The sequence below is a fragment of the Burkholderia sp. SRS-25 genome, assembly GCF_004343765.1.
In the GTDB taxonomy this organism is placed as follows: Bacteria; Pseudomonadota; Gammaproteobacteria; order Burkholderiales; family Burkholderiaceae; genus Burkholderia; species Burkholderia contaminans.
The window spans coordinates 78,127-93,950 of sequence record NZ_PTXM01000020.1; the positions used below are offsets into that span (position 1 = coordinate 78,127).

Sequence of the window (15,824 nt, forward strand, 5' to 3'; positions counted from 1 at the left end):
CGGGCCAGCCGGCGCCGCCGGACGCGGCCCGGATGCTCCCGGGACGCGAGGCGCCAGTGTCGTGCCACACGCCCCGGCGCGACAGCGGTGCGCGGGACAACGTCCGACAGGATCGGGCCAACGTGCAAAGCGCCTACGACAGCGCGGCCGTTCGCGCACCCGGCTGCGTGCGGCCATACGCGACCATCATCGCGAAGCTGAGCAGGAAGCCCGCACCGCCGACCAGCAGCAGGCCGATCTCGCCGAACACGGGCAGCAGGTTCGTGAGCGCGCCCGTGACGACCCACGCGACGGCCATCACCGAGCCCGCGACGCCGAGCGCCCAACCTTGCCGATCCTCGCTGACCGCGTCGGAGAACGCCGTATACATCGTCGTGTACGCAACCATGTCGAAGCAGCCGACGACCATCGCGAGCGCCCACAGCACCGGCTCGTGCGGGAACAGCGCGGACAGGACCTGGCCGACGCCCGCGACGAGCAGGCCCGTCTTCGCGATATCGACCACGCGCCACACGCGCAGCATCCGCCGCACGACGAACAACAGCCCGAACACGAAGCAAAGGCCGATCACGCCGCTGAACAGCCCCAGCCGCGCACTCGTGTAGCCGAATTTCGCCTGCAGCAACAGCATGATGGTCTGCAGATAGAGTCCGTAGCCGACCTGCATCAGGAAGAACACGACAGACAGGAACGCGACGTTGCGCTGGCGCGCGGCCTCACCGATGATCCGCAGCGGCAGCAGCGGATCGATGCGCGTGTCGCCGCGCGGTGCGGCCGAATCCCGATACGACGCCAAGGTCCAGGACGCGCAGACCAGTGACAGCGCGGCGACCAGCACGAACGGCGTGCCGTAGTTGAACAGCGGCGAAATCGTACGATCGGACGTCACGCCGCCGAGCACGGGGCCGACGATCACGCCCGCACTGAACGCGAGCGACATGATGCTCATGTTGAACGCCTTGTTCTGCGGCGTGCTCAGGTCGGTGATCGCCGCCTGCGCGATGCCCTGGCAGCCCGCCATGAGCCCGGTGAGCCCGCGGCCGGCCAGCAGCAGCGCGACGCTCGCGTGCCACGCACCGGCCGCCATCATCGCGTAGCCGGCCGCGAGGCCAAGCAAGCACAGCAGCAGGATCCTGCGGCGGCCGTAGCGATCGGACAGGTCACCCATCAGCGACGAGCCGAAGAACATGCACAACGGGTAGATCCCGTAGCCGAGGCCGAGGTAGAAATTGCGCGCATGCGCGCCGGCGCCGGCCGGCAGGATGCCCGCGTGCGGATCGCTGAAGATCGCGGACATCATCGGATAGACGAGCCCGAAGCCCATCGCGTCGATTGCGATCGCGAGCAGGCATGGGCCGAGCAACTTGTAGTCGAGCCGGGACATGGCGACCTTCCGGACAGAGTGGATGATCGCCCAAGCGTAACGATGGGGCGGCGGCCGCGGTAGGCCGCCGCCCGCGATGCTAAGCATCGGCAGGACCGCTACCCTGCCTGCCGCCCGCGCCGATGGCTCGCCGGAGCGGGCGGCAGGCCACGGCCGCTACTTGGCGCTCAACGGCTCGCCCTGAAACTGCCGGCGCGCGAGCACGCACGGCGCGCCATCGTGCATGAACACGCTCGCGAGCAGCCCGAACGACGCCGCGAACAATACGTACCACGCGGGCGCGACAGGCGACCCGCTCGCGTGCGTCAGCCACGTGACGATGAACGGCGCGAAGCCGCCGAACATCATCACCGCGACGTCGTGGGCGAGCGCGATGCCGGTGGAGCGCGAACGCGACCCGAACCTGCTTGCGCTGGCAACCGTGTGCCTCCGACGGTCAAGGAGCCGAACGCGCGGATCGTCCAGCGGGAAGCGCGCGCCTTCTCCGTTCCACTTCGCACACCTGCATCGTCGCGCCCTGGCGCACCTACCCACCCGCCACGCCACGGCGCGGCGCGCGAGCTCGTCCGTTTGGACGGCACGCCGCGCGCCCTTTGTTGCGATCATGGCCACCATTCATCGCGCGGCACGCCCACGTGTGTCCGCCACGGAGACGCCATGAACCAACCTGCCCTCGGCCCCATCGACCAGATCGGCTACGTGGTCGCGGATCTCGACCGCAGCATCGCGCGCTGGCGCGAACGCCACGACGTCGGCCCGTGGACCGTATTCCGCAACGTGCGCCTCGACGGCCTTCACTTCGCCGAACCCGTGACGGTCACGATGGACGTCGGACTCGCGTATCGCGGCAATCTGCAGATCGAACTGATTCACGTGACGAACGACACTTCATCGCCGTACCGCGATGCGCACGGGAAACCGCTCGTCGGGCTGCATCACGTCGCGTGGGTCGTCGACGATCTCGATGCCTCGCTCGCGCAGCTCACGGCCCGCGGTATGCGTGTCGTGTTCGACGCACGCAACCCGGCCACGCGTGTCGCCTATCTCGACGACCCCGACGATCCCGGCATACGCGTCGAAGTGATCGAAGGCGCCGGCATGCTCGACATGATCGCGCGCGGCATCGCAGAGGCCCGTGCATGGGACGGCGCCGATCCGATCCGCATCATCGACGCGGCGGCCGCCTCCGCGTAAGCGGCCCCGCGCGCCCCTCTCACTCACAGGAGCAAGCAACATGAAACGACTCGAAGGCAAGGTGGCGCTGATCACGGGTGGCGCCCGCGGCCATGGCGAAGCGGAAGCGCGCAGATTCGTCGCCGAAGGCGCACGCGTCGTGATCGCCGACGTGCTGGACGAAGCCGGCCAGCCGTCGCGGCCGAACTCGGCGACGCCGCGCGTTTCCAGCATCTCGACGTGACCCGCGAAGCCGACTGGCAGATTGCCGTCGATGCAACGCTCACGCAGTTCGGCCGGCTCGACATCCTCGTGAACAACGCGGCGATCCTGAAGCTCGTGCCGATCGAAGCGTGCGCGCTCGACGACTATCGCAAGGTGATCGACGTGAACCAGGTCGGCTGCTGGCTCGGCATGAAGTCGGCGCTGAGCGCGCTGAAGGCGGCGGGTGGCGGCTCGATCGTCAACGTGTCGTCGACGGCCGGGATGGAAGGCGTCGCGGGCGGCAGCGCATATGTTTCGAGCAAGTTCGCGGTGCGCGGGATGACGAAGGCCGCCGCGCTCGAATTCGGCCGCTACGGCATTCGCGTGAACTCGGTGCACCCCGGTGGCATCGATACGGTGATGGCACGCCCGCCCGAGTTCGCGGATTTCGATCCGTCGTCGATCTACAGCGGCCTGCCGATCGCGCGCATCGGCAAGCCGGATGAGGTGGCCAATCTCGTGCTGTTCCTCGCGTCCGACGAATCCGCGTATTGCACCGGGTCGGAATTCATCGTTGACGGCGGGATGCTCGCAGGCAGTTCGTTCCACTGACACGCATCCACGTCGACACGCGCCCACCAGCCCGGTGGGCGCATTCGTTTGCGATGCACTGCGTGGCGCGTACAGCCGCCGCTCCGGCAACCACACGCCCGAAAACGACGATGCCGCCGACGGCTCTCCCGCGCGGCGGCATCGTCGTCTGCGGTGCAACGCACCACGCGCTTACCCCTTCGGCTGGATCGCCGGTGCGCCATTGCCGCGCGCCGCCTGCCCACCACCGCGCACGAAGCGTCGCCCGTGCGGACCGTACACGCCATCCGGTTCCGGATACAGCGTCAGCAGCACGAAATACAGCGCGCCGCCCACCGCCAGCGACACCGGCACGCTGAGATCGAGCCCGCCCGCGAGGTTGCCGAGCGGCCCGACGAACTGCCCCGGCAGGTTCACGAACGACAGTCCGACGAACGCAGCCGGCAGCCACGCCCCCATCGCGCGCACGTTCCACCCATGCGTGAACCAGTAGTGGCCGCCGCGCAGCCCGCGGTTGAACACCTGCAGGTCGTCGGCAAGGTAGTAGCCGCGCCGCGTCACGTAGCCGATCACCATGATCGCCATCCACGGGCAGCTGAACGTGTCGATCAGCGTCGAGAACGTCGCGACGCTTTCGACGAGGTTGAACCAGAAGCGGCCGACGAAGATGAACGCGATCGCGATCGTGCCGATCAGCAGCGTCGCACGCACACGGTTCAGCAGGCGCGGGAACATGCTCGACACGTCGAGGCCGGTGCCGTACAGCGCCGTCGTGCCGGTCGACATCCCGCCGATGATCGCGATCAGGCACATTGGCAGCAGGAACCAGCGCGGCGAGATCGCGAGCAGCCCGCCGACGTAGTCGTTCGACGCGATGAACGCGGGCGCCTTCGTCGCGATGATCGTCGCGGTCGCGAGGCCGAAGAAGAACGGCACGAAGGTCGCGATCTGCGCGGCAAACACGGCGCCCATCACGCGATGCTTCGGCGTGTGCCGCGGGATGTAGCGCGCCCAGTCGCCGAGCGTCGACGCGAACGATACCGGGTTGCTCAGCGCCACCAGCACCGCGCCGACGAACGCGGCCCAGAAGCCCGCGCTGCCCTGCTGCACCGTGCCGGCGTAGCTCATATCGAACGGGCCGGTGAACGCGAACAGGCCCGCGACGAACAGTACGCTCGCCGCCCACACGGCGATCTTGTTGACCCACAGCATGAAGCGGAAGCCGTAGATGCAGACGATCAGCACGAGCACCGCGAACACCAAGTACGCTGCGCCGAGCGTGAAGCCGTTGACCGGCACGCCGACCATGTCGTGCGCACCGCCGACGAGCGCGTCACCCGAGCTCCACACCGCGAGCGAGAAGAACGCGATCGACGTGAGCAGTGCGAGGAACGAGCCGACGATCCGGCCGTGGATGCCGAAATGCGCGCCGGACGACACGGGGTCGCTCGTGCCGTTGCGCGGGCCGAACAGGCTCATCGGCGCGAGGATGCAGGTGCCGGCGAGCACGCCGAGCACGATCGCGCAGACACCCGCCTTGAACGACAGCCCGACCAGCACGGGAAAACTGCCGAGCACCGATGTGGAAAAGGTATTGCAGCCGCCGAACAGCAACCTGAACAGATCGATCGGCCGCGCATAGCGCGATGCATCGGGAATGCGCTCGAAACCGAACGACTCGACCTGCGTAATCCTGCCTTCACTCATTTGTCTCCCACTCCTCTGGTGCGTCTGTACCGCCCGGGACTGCGGCGATACGACACATCGTCATCGATTCGCGGCCACTCTAAACCGGATCGAGCGGCGCAAATATCACGCATTCGAGACGTTTACGACGAAGGAGAACAATGTTTCCCGGCAGGCCAGCGGCCGGCGCCCGCGCCATCCGTACGGCGCGGGCGATGCGAGGTCAGTGCGCGCCCTCCGCCGCCGGCGCGCGGCATGCGATCAGGCCCCGCTGAACGGCTTTCCGCGCCTCGATGCCGGCGAGCCAGCGCTCGACATGCGGGTAGTCGGCCAGATCGAGATCGAGTTCGGGCGCCGCGCGCAGCCACGGAAACGCGGCGATATCGGCGATCGAATACCGCGGCAACGCGAGATACGCCGATTCCGCCAAACGGCCGTTCACGACGCCATAGAGGCGCCGCACCTCGTTCCGGTAACGCTCGAGCGCCTGCGCATTGACCGTCGTCGATGCATGCAGGAACCACCAGAGCTGGCCGAGCATCGGCCCGATCCCGCCGATCTGGAAGTGCAGCCATTGCTGGACGGCCGTGCGCTCGGCCAGCGTGTCTGGATGCAGAACGCCCGTCTTCGCGGCGAGATAGCTCAGGATCGCGCCGGATTCGAACACGGTCAGCCCGGCGTCGTGGTCGACGATGGCCGGGATCTTGCCGTTGGGGTTGATCGCGAGGAACGCCGGGCTGCGTTGTTCGCCGGCGGACAGATTCACGTGCACGCGGTCGTAGGCGAGCCCGGCCTCTTCCAGGTAAATGGCGATCTTGTGTCCGTTCGGCGTGTCGGCGGTATGGAACGTGAGGGGATGCGTCGAGATCATGTCGGTCCTTGTTTTCCGGTTGTCGTTGCAACTACAATCGTTGCAATTGCAATCCTAAGCCGGAATCGATTGCCCCGGCGACATGCCAGTACTCGGAGGAGGGACATGCAGACTGCGCGATCCGGTCCGCCCGTGCGGACACCCGACACCCGCCGCGCCGCGGCGGCCTGCCTCGAAAGACTGCTGACGCAACGGCTCGCGCCGCGTGGCCGCGCGGTGTCGCCGCTCGGCGCGATGCGCGCCGCCGCCGATTGCCTCGAACGCGATGCCGCGACATCGGAACGCGTATGGATCGTGCGTGCCGATGCACGGGAACCGTCTGCGGACGCCGACCACGTCGCCGCGCAGATCGGCGCGTTCGTCCCGGCCCGCTTCGCGGCGCTCGGCGCGGACTCCGCCGGCCCGGGCGCCGGTGCCGGCACGCGCGCGCCGAATGCACGCTGGATCGCCGCGGTCGCGCTTCGCCTGCTGGCCGACGATGGCCGGGTGCCGGCCGACTGGGCCGCGCAGGCGATGCGCCGTCATGCGAGCGGCTGACGCGCGGGCCGGCTGCCGCTACTTCGCGTCGGCTCCGGCCTCACGCGCCGCGGCGATTGCACGGTCGAGCGCGGCGGCCATCGCCGCCTGTTCCTTGCCGCCGAACTGATCGAGAAAGAGTTCCGCGACCGTCGACTGGTACACCTTCCACATCTTCTTGCGCAGCGTCCGCCCCTTGTCGGTGATGCTCGCATACGCGGCGCGGCCGTCGTCCGCCGAACGGGCTCGCGTGACGAGCCCCTCCTGTTCGAGCCGGTCGATGAGCCGCGTCAGGTTGTAGCGCTCGATCGCGAGCACGTCGGCGAGTTCGTGCATGCGGCGCGTGCCGTCGGGCCCGCTTTCGAGGCCCCACAACGCGTCGTACCACGCATAGGCCGGCAGGCCGGCCGCCGCGAGGCGGCGCTCGATCTCGCGAATCATCGTCCGGTGTGCGCGGACGAACGAAAACCACAGATCGGGTTCGGGTGCGCTCATGTCAGGTCGTTCCTCTCGTTGAATTGCAGTTGCAATTAAATTTTACCTCGATAACAATTGCCTCCATACGATTGCAATTGCAACCATCTGCCCGCCGATCGGCGGGCGTTCCGTCGCGCGTCGCGGCGCCACGATCGTCGCCTCGCGCAGTCTTATGCTTCTGGAGACATTGCATGACCGCACCTCTCACGCTACCCGACATCGACCCGCAGGAAACCCGCGAATGGCTCGATGCGCTCGAATCCGTGATCGCACTCGAAGGCCGCCCGCGCGCGCACTACCTGCTCGACCGGCTTTCCGACCTCGACGCGGCACGCCACGGCGACCTGCACGGCCGCGTGACGACCGCGTACGTGAACACGGTGCCGCGTGAACGGCAACCGGCCTATCCGGGCGATCTCGCGCTCGAACGACGCCTGAACGCGATGATCCGCTGGAACGCGATGGTGATGGTGCTGCGCGCCGGCCGGCATTCGAACGTCGGCGGGCACATCGCGACGTACCAGTCGGCCGCGGTGCTGTACGACGTGGGCTTCGATCACTTCTTCCGCGGCCGCACCGATACGTTCGACGGCGACATGGTCTACATCCAGGGGCATTCGGCGCCCGGCATCTATGGCCGCGCGTACCTGGAAGGCCGCATCACGGACGCGCAACTCGACAACTTCCGCCGCGAGACCGGGCGCGAAGCGGGACGCGACGGGCTGTCGTCGTATCCGCATCCGCGGCTGATGCCGGATTTCTGGCAATTCCCCACCGTGTCGATGGGGCTCGGGCCGCTCACGGCCGCGTATCAGGCGCGCTTCATGCGCTACCTCGAATATCGCGGGCTGAAAGCGCATCAGGGCCGCAAGGTCTGGGCATTCCTCGGCGACGGTGAAATGGACCAGCCCGAATCGCTCGCCGCGATCTCGCTCGCCGGGCGCGAACGGCTCGACAACCTGATCTTCGTCGTCAACTGCAACCTGCAGCGCCTCGACGGCCCCGTGCGCGGCAACGGCAAGGTCATCCAGGAACTCGAAGGCACGTTCCGTGCGGCGGGCTGGAACGTCATCAAGGTGATCTGGGGCGCCGGCTGGGATCGCCTGCTCGAACGCGACACGACGGGCTTGCTGCGCCAGCGCATGATGGAATGCGTCGACGGCGACTACCAGACCTTCAAGTCGCAGAGCGGCGCGTACGTGCGCGAGCATTTCTTCGGCAAGTATCCCGAGTTGCTCGAACTCGTCGCGGACCTGTCCGACGACGACATCTGGAAACTGGCGCGCGGCGGCCACGATCCGGAAAAGGTGCATGCGGCCTATGCGCAGGCGATGCGCGCGGACGGACGGCCCACCGTCGTGCTCGCGAAGACGGTCAAGGGCTTCGGGATGGGCGAGGCCGGCGAAGGCCAGAACGTGAACCACCAGTTGAAGAAGATGAGCGCGGATGCCGTACGTGCGTTCCGCGACCGCTTCGCGCTACCGGTCAGCGATGCGCAGCTCGACGAACTGCCCTACCTGAAGCCGGAACCGGGCAGCGCCGAGGCACGCTACTTCGTGGAACGCCGTGCCGCACTCGGCGGCCACGTGCCGGCCCGCTTCAGTACCGTGGCGCCGCTGCCGGCACCGCCGCTCGCTGCGTTCGACGGTCAGCTCAAGGACAGCGGCGAGCGCGGGCTGTCGACGACGATGGCGTTCGTGCGCATCCTCGGCACGCTGCTGAAGGATTCGGCACTCGGCAAGCTCGTCGTGCCGATCGTGCCGGACGAGTCGCGCACGTTCGGGATGGAGGGCCTGTTCCGCCAGATCGGCATCCACTCGCATCTCGGCCAGCTCTATACGCCGCAGGACGGCGGCCAGCTCAGCTACTACAAGGAAGCGAAGGACGGACAGATCCTGCAGGAAGGCATCAACGAATCGGGCGCGATCGCGTCGTGGATCGCGGCCGGCACGGCGTACAGCAATCACGGATTGCCGACGATTCCGTTCTACATCTTCTATTCGATGTTCGGGCTGCAACGCGTCGGCGATCTGGCTTGGGCGGCCGGCGACGCACGTACGCGCGGCTTCCTGCTCGGCGCGACGTCGGGCCGCACGACGCTGATGGGCGAAGGGTTGCAGCACGACGACGGGCACAGCCACGTGCTGTCGTCGGTGATTCCGAACTGCGTGTCGTACGACCCGACCTATGCCTACGAGCTTGCCGTAATCGTGCGCGACGGCCTGCGGCGGATGTTCGCGGAACAGGAGGACGTCTACTACTACATCACGCTGCTCAACGAGAACTACCCGCATCCGGCGCTGCCGGACGGCGCGGAGGCCGGCATTCTCAAGGGGCTTTACCTACTGCGCGAAGGTACGTCACACACGGCCGATGCGCCGCATCTGCAGTTGATGGGCAGCGGCGCGATCCTGCGCGAAGTGATCGCCGCGAGCGACCTGCTCGCGCAGGACTTCGGTGTGTCGAGTGACGTGTGGAGCGCGACGAGCCTGAACGAACTGCGCCGCGACGGGCTCGCCGCGGAACGCTGGAACCTGCTGCATCCCGAGCAGGCGCCGCGCGTGCCGTATGTGCAGCAATGCCTCGACGGCCGCACGGGGCCGGTGGTGGTGGCGACCGACTACATGAAGATCGTCGGTGACCAGATCCGCGCGTTCGTCGACGGCCGGCGCTTCGTGTCGCTCGGGACCGACGGCTTCGGCCGCTCGGATACGCGCGACGCGCTGCGCACGTTCTTCGAGGTCGACCGGCACTTCATCGTGATCGCGGCGCTGAAGGCGCTCGCCGACGACGGCGAGATACCGCGCGCCAAGGTAGGCGAAGCGATCCGGCGCTACGGCATCGACATCGACAAGGTCGATCCGGCCAGCGTGTAGTCACGCGGTGCGCGGCAGGCAGGATTGCCCGGCCTGCCGCGCCAGCGTCCTGCCCGCGCTACTGCCCCGCCTGCGCGAGCGGGCTTTGCTGCCGGCCCTGCCCCGTTCCCGACGGCCAGCCGCCCGCCAGCGCCTTGTACAACGCCACCGTCGACGACGCGCTGCGCATCAGCCCGTCGGCCGCCGCATCCTGTGCCTGGAGCAGCGTGCGTTGCGCGTCGAGCACTTCGTAGTAGTCGATCGCGCCCGCCGAAAACCGCGCCTGCGCCAGTTGCGCGGCACGCGCGCTGTCGGTCGCGGCCTGCACGAGATGGCCCGTCTCGTCACGCGTACGCGCAGCGCGCAGCAGCGCGTTCTCCGTTTCCTCCAGCGCCCCGAGCACGGTCTGCCGGTACTGCGCGAGCTGCCCGGCCGCTTCCGCATCGCTCGCGGCGATCCGCGCACGTACGCGGCCGACGTCGAGGAACGACCAGTCGATGCCTAGCGCAATCAGGTTCGTGTCGCTGCCCGCGCGGAAGAACCCGTAACTGCTCGTCGCGCTGCCGAGCAGCCCTGACAGCGTGAAACGCGGAAACAGGTCGGCCGTCGCGACGCCGACGCGTGCGGTCGCCGCGTGCAGCCGCGCCTCGGCGGCCGCGACGTCGGGCCGACGCCGCAGCAGGTCGCCCGGCGTGCCGGGATCGATGTCGGCGGCCAACGCCGGCAGCGGCACCGGTGTGCCCGCCGCCGCGGCTGCCTTCGAAAGATCGAAGCGGCCGATCAGTGCGTCCGGCGTCTGCCCGGTCAGCACCGCGAGCCGGTGCTCGTCGACGCCGATCACCGCTTCGTACACGGCAATCCGCGACGTCGTCGATTCGTACTGCGCGCGCGCCCGCGCCGCATCGAGTTCGGACCCTCTCCCCGCACCGACGCGCGCATTGATCAGCGCGAGCGTCTGCTTCTGGTTGTCGGCATTCTCGCGCGCGATCCGCAGCCGCTCCTGCGAGCCGCGCAGATCGACGTACGTGCTCGCCACTTCGCCGGCGATCGCGACGCGCACCGCGCGCACGTCCGCCGCGCTGGCGGCCGTTTCCGCACGCTGCGACTCGATCGAACGACGCACGCGGCCGAACAGGTCGAGCTCCCACGCGGCGTTGATCCCGACGCTGGACGTCGGATTGTCGCGCTGGCTGCGCGGCGCACCGAACGCCTGGTCCTTGCTCATCAGCTGATGGCCGATCTGCCCGCTCGCGGTGATCGTCGGGTAACGATCGAACGTGGCCTGCGACAGCAGCGCATTCGACGCGTCGTAGCGCGACACGGCGACCTGCAGGTCCTGGTTCGCCGCGAGCGCCGTGTCGATCAGATGCGTGAGCACCGGATCGCCGAAGCCGTGCCAGAACGCGGCATCGGCATCGGCCGACGCGTCGGGCGGCGTATCCGGTGTCGTACCGGACGGCGCCGCCGGATGCGCATCGCGTGCGAACCGCGCGGCCACGGCCGTGTCGGGCCGCTTGAAATCGGGGCCGACCGCGCACGCGGCGAGCGTCACCGACATCGCGAGCGCGGAAAGACGAAAAGCGGCGCTCATCGGTTTTCTCCTTCGAGGGTGCCGTGGTGTTCGCTCCACACGGCCGGCGTGCCGCCCGCGAGCTTGCGGATCGCCACATAGAACACGGGCGTCAGGAACAGCCCGAACAGCGTCACGCCCAGCATCCCCGCGAACACGGTGATGCCGGTGGCCGCGCGTACTTCGCTGCCCGCGCCGCCGCCGATCAGGAGCGGCACCGAGCCCGCGATGAACGCGACCGACGTCATCACGATCGGTCGCAGCCGCAGCTTGCACGCTTCGAGCGCGGCTTCGATCACGCCCTTGCCCTGGATTTCGAGCTCGCGCGCGAACTCGACGATCAGGATCGCGTTCTTGCATGCCAGCCCCATCAGCACGACGAGGCCGACCTGCACGAACACGTTGTTGTCGCCGCCCGACAGCCACACGCCGAACAGCGCGGCGCAGATGCATACGGGCACGATCAGGATCACCGCGAGCGGCAGCGTCCAGCTCTCGTACAGCGACGCGAGCACGAGGAACACGAGCATCACCGCAAGCGGGAACACGACGATCGCCGCGTTGCTCTGCGTGACCTGCTGGTAGCTGAGGTCGGTCCATTCGAGCGTGATGCCCGGCGGCAACACGTCCTTCGCGATCTGCTGCAGCTTCCCGATCGCCTGCGACGACGACATCACCTTCGGATCGGCGTCGCCGATCAGGTTCGCGGCCGGATAGCCGTTGTAGCGAACGACCGGGTCGGGCCCGTACGCGGGCGCCACCGTCACCATCGAGCCGATCGGCACCATCTCGCCCTTCGCGTTGCGCGTGCGCAGGTTCGCGATGTCGGCGGCCGTCTGCCGGTGGCCGGCATCCGCTTGCACCATCACGCGGTACACGCGGCCGAACAGGTTGAAGTCGTTCACGTACATCGAGCCGAGATAGACCTGCAGCGTGCTGAACAGGTCGGTCAGCGCGACGCCCTGCGCCTTCGCCTTCAACCGGTCGACCTTCACCTCGAGCTGTGGGATGTTCGCCTGGTACGAGCTGACCGGGTAGCTCATCCCCGGCGTCTTGGCAACCGCGGCCTGGAACGCGCTGAGCGCGTTCTGCAACGCGCCGTAGCCGAGCCCGCCGCGATCCTCAAGGTACAGCGAGTAGCCCGAGCCGTTGCCGAGGCCCTGGATCGGCGGCGGCATCAGCGCATAGGTGATGCCGCCGCCGATGGCCGCGAAGCGCGCGTTCAGGTCCGCGTTGATCTGCGCGGCGCTGCGGTGGCGCTGGTCGAACGGCTTCAGGATTACGTACGAGTTCGTGATGTTCGGCGTGTTCACGCCCTGCAGCGCGTTCAGCCCGGCAAACGCCGGCACCATCTCGACACCGTCGGTGCCGAGCGCGATCTTCGTCATCTGCTCGGTCACCTCGCTGGTGCGCGCGAGCGACGCGCCTTCCGGCAGCTTCGCACCCGCGAACAGGTACAGCTTGTCCTGCACGGGGATGAAGCCGCCCGGCACCGCGTTGAGCAGCAGCGCGGTGGCCGCAAGCAGCACGGCATAGACCGCAAACACCACGCCGCGCCGCTTCAGCGTGCGGCCGACGAAGCCGTGATAGCGGTCGGAACTGCGGTCGAAGAAGCGATTGAACGGACGGAACAGCCAGCCGAACGCGCGATCGAGCCCGCGCGTGAGCGCATCCTTCGGCGCATCGTGCGGACGCAGCAGTTTCGCCGCGAGCGCGGGCGACAACGTCAGCGAGTTGATCGCGGAGATCACCGTCGAAATCGCGATCGTCACCGCGAACTGCCGGTAGAACTGGCCCGTGACGCCCGACATGAACGCCATCGGCACGAACACCGCGCACAGCACGAGCGCGATCGCGACGATCGGCCCCGACACCTCGCGCATCGCCTGATGCGCGGCATCACGCGGGCTCAGGCCCTGCGCGATGTTGCGCTCGACGTTCTCGACGACCACGATCGCATCGTCGACGACGATCCCGATCGCGAGCACGAGCCCGAACAGCGTCAATGTGTTGATCGAATAGCCGAGCAGATAGAGCCACGCGAACGTGCCGACCACCGAGACGGGCACCGCGACGAGCGGAATGATCGACGCGCGCCACGTCTGCAGGAACAGGATCACGACGAGCACGACCAGCACGACGGCCTCGATCAGCGTGTGCTGCACCGCGCGGATCGATTCGCGCACGAACACCGTCGGATCCCACACGGGCCGGTACGCGACGCCGGGCGGGAAGCGCTTCGACAGCTCGTCGAACTTCGCATACACGGCCTTCGCGACCTCGAGCGCGTTCGCGCCCGGCGACAGGAAGATACCGACCACGGCCGATGGCTTGTCGTTGAAGTACGAGCGCAGCGTGTAGTCGCCCGCGCCGAGCTCGACGCGCGCGACGTCGGACAGTTTCACCACCTGCCCGTCGTCGCCGGTGCGCAGCACGATGTCGCCGAACTCCTGCACCGTGCGCAGCCGGCCGCGCACGTTGATCGACAGCAGGAAGTCGTTTTTCTTCGGCGACGGCTCCGCGCCGAGCTGGCCGGCCGACACCTGCACGTTCTGCTCGCGCACGGCGGCGATCACGTCGCTCGCGGTCAGCCCGCGCGACGCGAGCCGGTTCGGGTCGAGCCACAGCCGCATCGCATAGTCGCCGGACCCATACACGCCGACGTCACCGATCCCGGTGAGCCGCGACAGCTCGTCCTTCACGTGCAGCGTCAGGTAGTTGCGCAGATACAGCGAATCGCGGCTGTTGTCCGGCGAATAGAGGCTCACGTACATCAGCGGCGTGGGCGACTGCTTCTGCGTGGTCACGCCGTACTGGCGCACCTCGTCGGGCAGGCGCGACAACGCCTGGCTCACGCGGTTCTGCACGCGCACGGCGGCCGTGTCGGGATCGACGCCCTGCAGGAACGTGACGACGACCTGCAGGCTGCCGTCCGAACCGGCGACCGACTTCATGTACATGATCCCTTCGACGCCGTTGATCGCCTCTTCCAGCGGTTCGGCGACCGATTCGGCGATTTCCTTCGGGTTCGCGCCCGGGTACGTCGCACGCACGACGACACTCGGCGGCACGACTTCCGGGTATTCGCCGGCGGGCAGCATCGGGATCGAGATCAGGCCGATCGCGAAGATGACGATCGACAGCACGACCGCGAAGATCGGCCGGTCGATGAAGAATCGGGAGAAATCCATTGGCTGTCTCCCGTTACTGCGCGGCCGCTGGCGCGCCGGCATCGGCGACGGCCTGCGTGCCGTTGCCCGGGCCGGTGCCCGCGCCATTGCCGGCACCGGCGTCGGCGCGCGCAGGCAGCGCCTTCGGCTTCACCTGCGCGCCCGGATAGTAGATCCGCTGGATGCCGTCGACGACCACGCGGTCGCCCGCCTGGATCCCCTTCTCGATGATCCGCTCGCCCTCCACCCCGCGGCCGATCGTCACGTCTCGGCGCAGCGCCTTGTCGCCGGGCCCGATCACGTACACGTACTTGCGGTCCTGGTCGGTGAGCACGGCCTTGTCGTCGACGAGCAGCGCATCCTGGTCGCGGCCGCTGACGAGTTGCACGCGCGCATACAGTCCCGGCGTAAACGTATGGTCCGCATTCGGCAGCCGCACGCGCGCGCGGATCGTGCCGGTCTGCGGATCGAGCCGGTTGTCGAGGAAATCGACGGTGCCCGCATGCGGGAAACCCGTCTCGTTCGCGAGGCCCACGCGCACCGGATCGGCGCCGATCGCGCGATATTTCGGATCGGCGCGCCGCGCGTTGTAGCGCAGGTAGCTCTGTTCGTCGCAGTCGAAATACACGTAGACAGGGTTCTGCGACACGACGGTCGTCAGCAGCGTGTCGTCCGCGCGCGCCAGGTTGCCGACGGTGGCGACCGCGCGGCCGACGCGGCCCGCGATCGGCGCGCGCACTTCGGTGAAGCCGAGATTGAGCTTCGCGTCGGCGACGGCCGCGTCGGCCGCCTGCAGGTCCGCACGCGCCTGCTCGGCCGTGGCGCGCGCATTGTCGAGTTCTTCCTGCGACGTCGCATGCGCATCGATCAGCGTCTGCACGCGCTTGAGCTGCACGTTCGCGAGGCTCGCAGCCGCACGGGCCCGTTGCAGCTGCGCGTTCGCGCGATCGAGCGCGATCCGGTACGGGCGCGGGTCGATCTCGAACAGCAGTGCGCCCTGCGCGACCAGGTCGCCTTCCTTGTAGGCGACGCGCTGCAGATAGCCGCTCACGCGCGGCCGCAGTTCGACCGCGTCGACGGCTTCGACGCGTCCGTTGAATTCGTCCGCGAGGCGGATCGTGCGCGGCACGATGGTGGCGATGCCGACTTCCGGAAGGGATTGGGCCGACGATGCGCCTTTGCCGTCGTGACAGCCCGACAACGCCAGCAGGAGTGCACAGGCCGCGCCCAAAGGCGACGTCCTGCGTAGGGATAAGGAGAGCATGATGCCTCGCGACGGGTTAAACTGACGCGCAGCATAAAAGTTGAAGTTAACTTCAAGTCAAGT

At 68.0% G+C, this 15,824-nt stretch carries 10 protein-coding genes and 2 pseudogenes; 4 read left to right on the forward strand and 8 right to left on the reverse strand.

Going from position 1 to position 15,824, the window contains the following annotated elements; genetic code table 11:
• Window positions 1-133: 133 nt before the first annotated feature.
• Window positions 134-1,384, reverse strand: coding sequence for an MFS transporter (locus tag C5O79_RS26945; protein ID WP_122476271.1), 1,251 nt, complete (start codon window positions 1,382-1,384; stop codon window positions 134-136).
• Between the two features lie 156 nt (window positions 1,385-1,540).
• Window positions 1,541-1,789 (reverse strand): annotated as a pseudogene (locus C5O79_RS26950) (MFS transporter); the annotation flags it as partial.
• Between the two features lie 252 nt (window positions 1,790-2,041).
• Here C5O79_RS26950 and C5O79_RS26955 point away from each other — a divergent pair.
• On the forward strand, window positions 2,042-2,578 hold the full coding sequence (locus C5O79_RS26955; RefSeq protein WP_122476273.1) for a VOC family protein: 537 nt from the start codon (window positions 2,042-2,044) through the stop codon (window positions 2,576-2,578).
• Between the two features lie 40 nt (window positions 2,579-2,618).
• Window positions 2,619-3,373, forward strand: a pseudogene (locus C5O79_RS26960) (glucose 1-dehydrogenase).
• A gap of 171 nt (window positions 3,374-3,544) precedes the next feature.
• Here C5O79_RS26960 and C5O79_RS26965 read toward each other — a convergent pair.
• On the reverse strand, window positions 3,545-5,059 hold the full coding sequence (locus C5O79_RS26965) for a cytosine permease (protein WP_122476275.1): 1,515 nt from the start codon (window positions 5,057-5,059) through the stop codon (window positions 3,545-3,547).
• 202 nt (window positions 5,060-5,261) lie between these two features.
• Window positions 5,262-5,909, reverse strand: coding sequence for a glutathione binding-like protein (locus tag C5O79_RS26970; protein ID WP_122476277.1), 648 nt, complete (start codon window positions 5,907-5,909; stop codon window positions 5,262-5,264).
• A gap of 105 nt (window positions 5,910-6,014) precedes the next feature.
• On the opposite strand from C5O79_RS26970, the gene C5O79_RS26975 reads away from it, so the two are divergent.
• Entirely contained in the window at window positions 6,015-6,446 is a 432-nt protein-coding gene (locus C5O79_RS26975) for a hypothetical protein (RefSeq protein ID WP_122476279.1), read from the forward strand.
• Between the two features lie 18 nt (window positions 6,447-6,464).
• On the opposite strand, the gene C5O79_RS26980 is transcribed toward C5O79_RS26975, so the two are convergent.
• On the reverse strand, window positions 6,465-6,920 hold the full coding sequence (locus tag C5O79_RS26980) for a MarR family transcriptional regulator (RefSeq protein WP_047849707.1): 456 nt from the start codon (window positions 6,918-6,920) through the stop codon (window positions 6,465-6,467).
• Window positions 6,921-7,093: 173 nt separating this feature from the next.
• Between C5O79_RS26980 and aceE the strand changes: the two genes are divergently transcribed.
• Entirely contained in the window at window positions 7,094-9,778 is a 2,685-nt protein-coding gene (gene aceE, locus C5O79_RS26985) for a pyruvate dehydrogenase (acetyl-transferring), homodimeric type (RefSeq protein ID WP_122476281.1), read from the forward strand.
• Window positions 9,779-9,836: 58 nt separating this feature from the next.
• On the opposite strand, the gene C5O79_RS26990 is transcribed toward aceE, so the two are convergent.
• The 3 genes from C5O79_RS26990 to C5O79_RS27000 are packed head-to-tail and all read right to left on the reverse strand — an operon-like array spanning window position 9,837 to window position 15,761.
• Entirely contained in the window at window positions 9,837-11,348 is a 1,512-nt protein-coding gene (locus tag C5O79_RS26990; RefSeq protein ID WP_122476283.1) for an efflux transporter outer membrane subunit, read from the reverse strand.
• Window positions 11,345-14,518, reverse strand: coding sequence for a multidrug efflux RND transporter permease subunit (locus tag C5O79_RS26995; RefSeq protein ID WP_122476286.1), 3,174 nt, complete (start codon window positions 14,516-14,518; stop codon window positions 11,345-11,347). The genes C5O79_RS26990 and C5O79_RS26995 overlap by 4 nt, the downstream gene beginning before the upstream one ends.
• A 13-nt stretch (window positions 14,519-14,531) precedes the next feature.
• Window positions 14,532-15,761, reverse strand: coding sequence for an efflux RND transporter periplasmic adaptor subunit (locus tag C5O79_RS27000; RefSeq protein ID WP_122476288.1), 1,230 nt, complete (start codon window positions 15,759-15,761; stop codon window positions 14,532-14,534).
• Window positions 15,762-15,824: the final 63 nt, after the last annotated feature.

Bases quoted from the DNA above. Each gene is read 5' to 3' on its own strand.
- aceE (WP_122476281.1), top strand. From the start codon at position 7,094: ATGACCGCACCTCTCACGCTACCCGACATCGACCCGCAGGAAACCCGC.
- C5O79_RS26980 (WP_047849707.1), bottom strand. From the start codon at position 6,920: ATGAGCGCACCCGAACCCGATCTGTGGTTTTCGTTCGTCCGCGCACAC.
- C5O79_RS26965 (WP_122476275.1), bottom strand. From the start codon at position 5,059: ATGAGTGAAGGCAGGATTACGCAGGTCGAGTCGTTCGGTTTCGAGCGC.
- C5O79_RS26970 (WP_122476277.1), bottom strand. From the start codon at position 5,909: ATGATCTCGACGCATCCCCTCACGTTCCATACCGCCGACACGCCGAAC.
- C5O79_RS26990 (WP_122476283.1), bottom strand. From the start codon at position 11,348: ATGAGCGCCGCTTTTCGTCTTTCCGCGCTCGCGATGTCGGTGACGCTC.
- C5O79_RS26955 (WP_122476273.1), top strand. From the start codon at position 2,042: ATGAACCAACCTGCCCTCGGCCCCATCGACCAGATCGGCTACGTGGTC.
- C5O79_RS26945 (WP_122476271.1), bottom strand. From the start codon at position 1,384: ATGTCCCGGCTCGACTACAAGTTGCTCGGCCCATGCCTGCTCGCGATC.
- C5O79_RS26995 (WP_122476286.1), bottom strand. From the start codon at position 14,518: ATGGATTTCTCCCGATTCTTCATCGACCGGCCGATCTTCGCGGTCGTG.
- C5O79_RS27000 (WP_122476288.1), bottom strand. From the start codon at position 15,761: ATGCTCTCCTTATCCCTACGCAGGACGTCGCCTTTGGGCGCGGCCTGT.
- C5O79_RS26975 (WP_122476279.1), top strand. From the start codon at position 6,015: ATGCAGACTGCGCGATCCGGTCCGCCCGTGCGGACACCCGACACCCGC.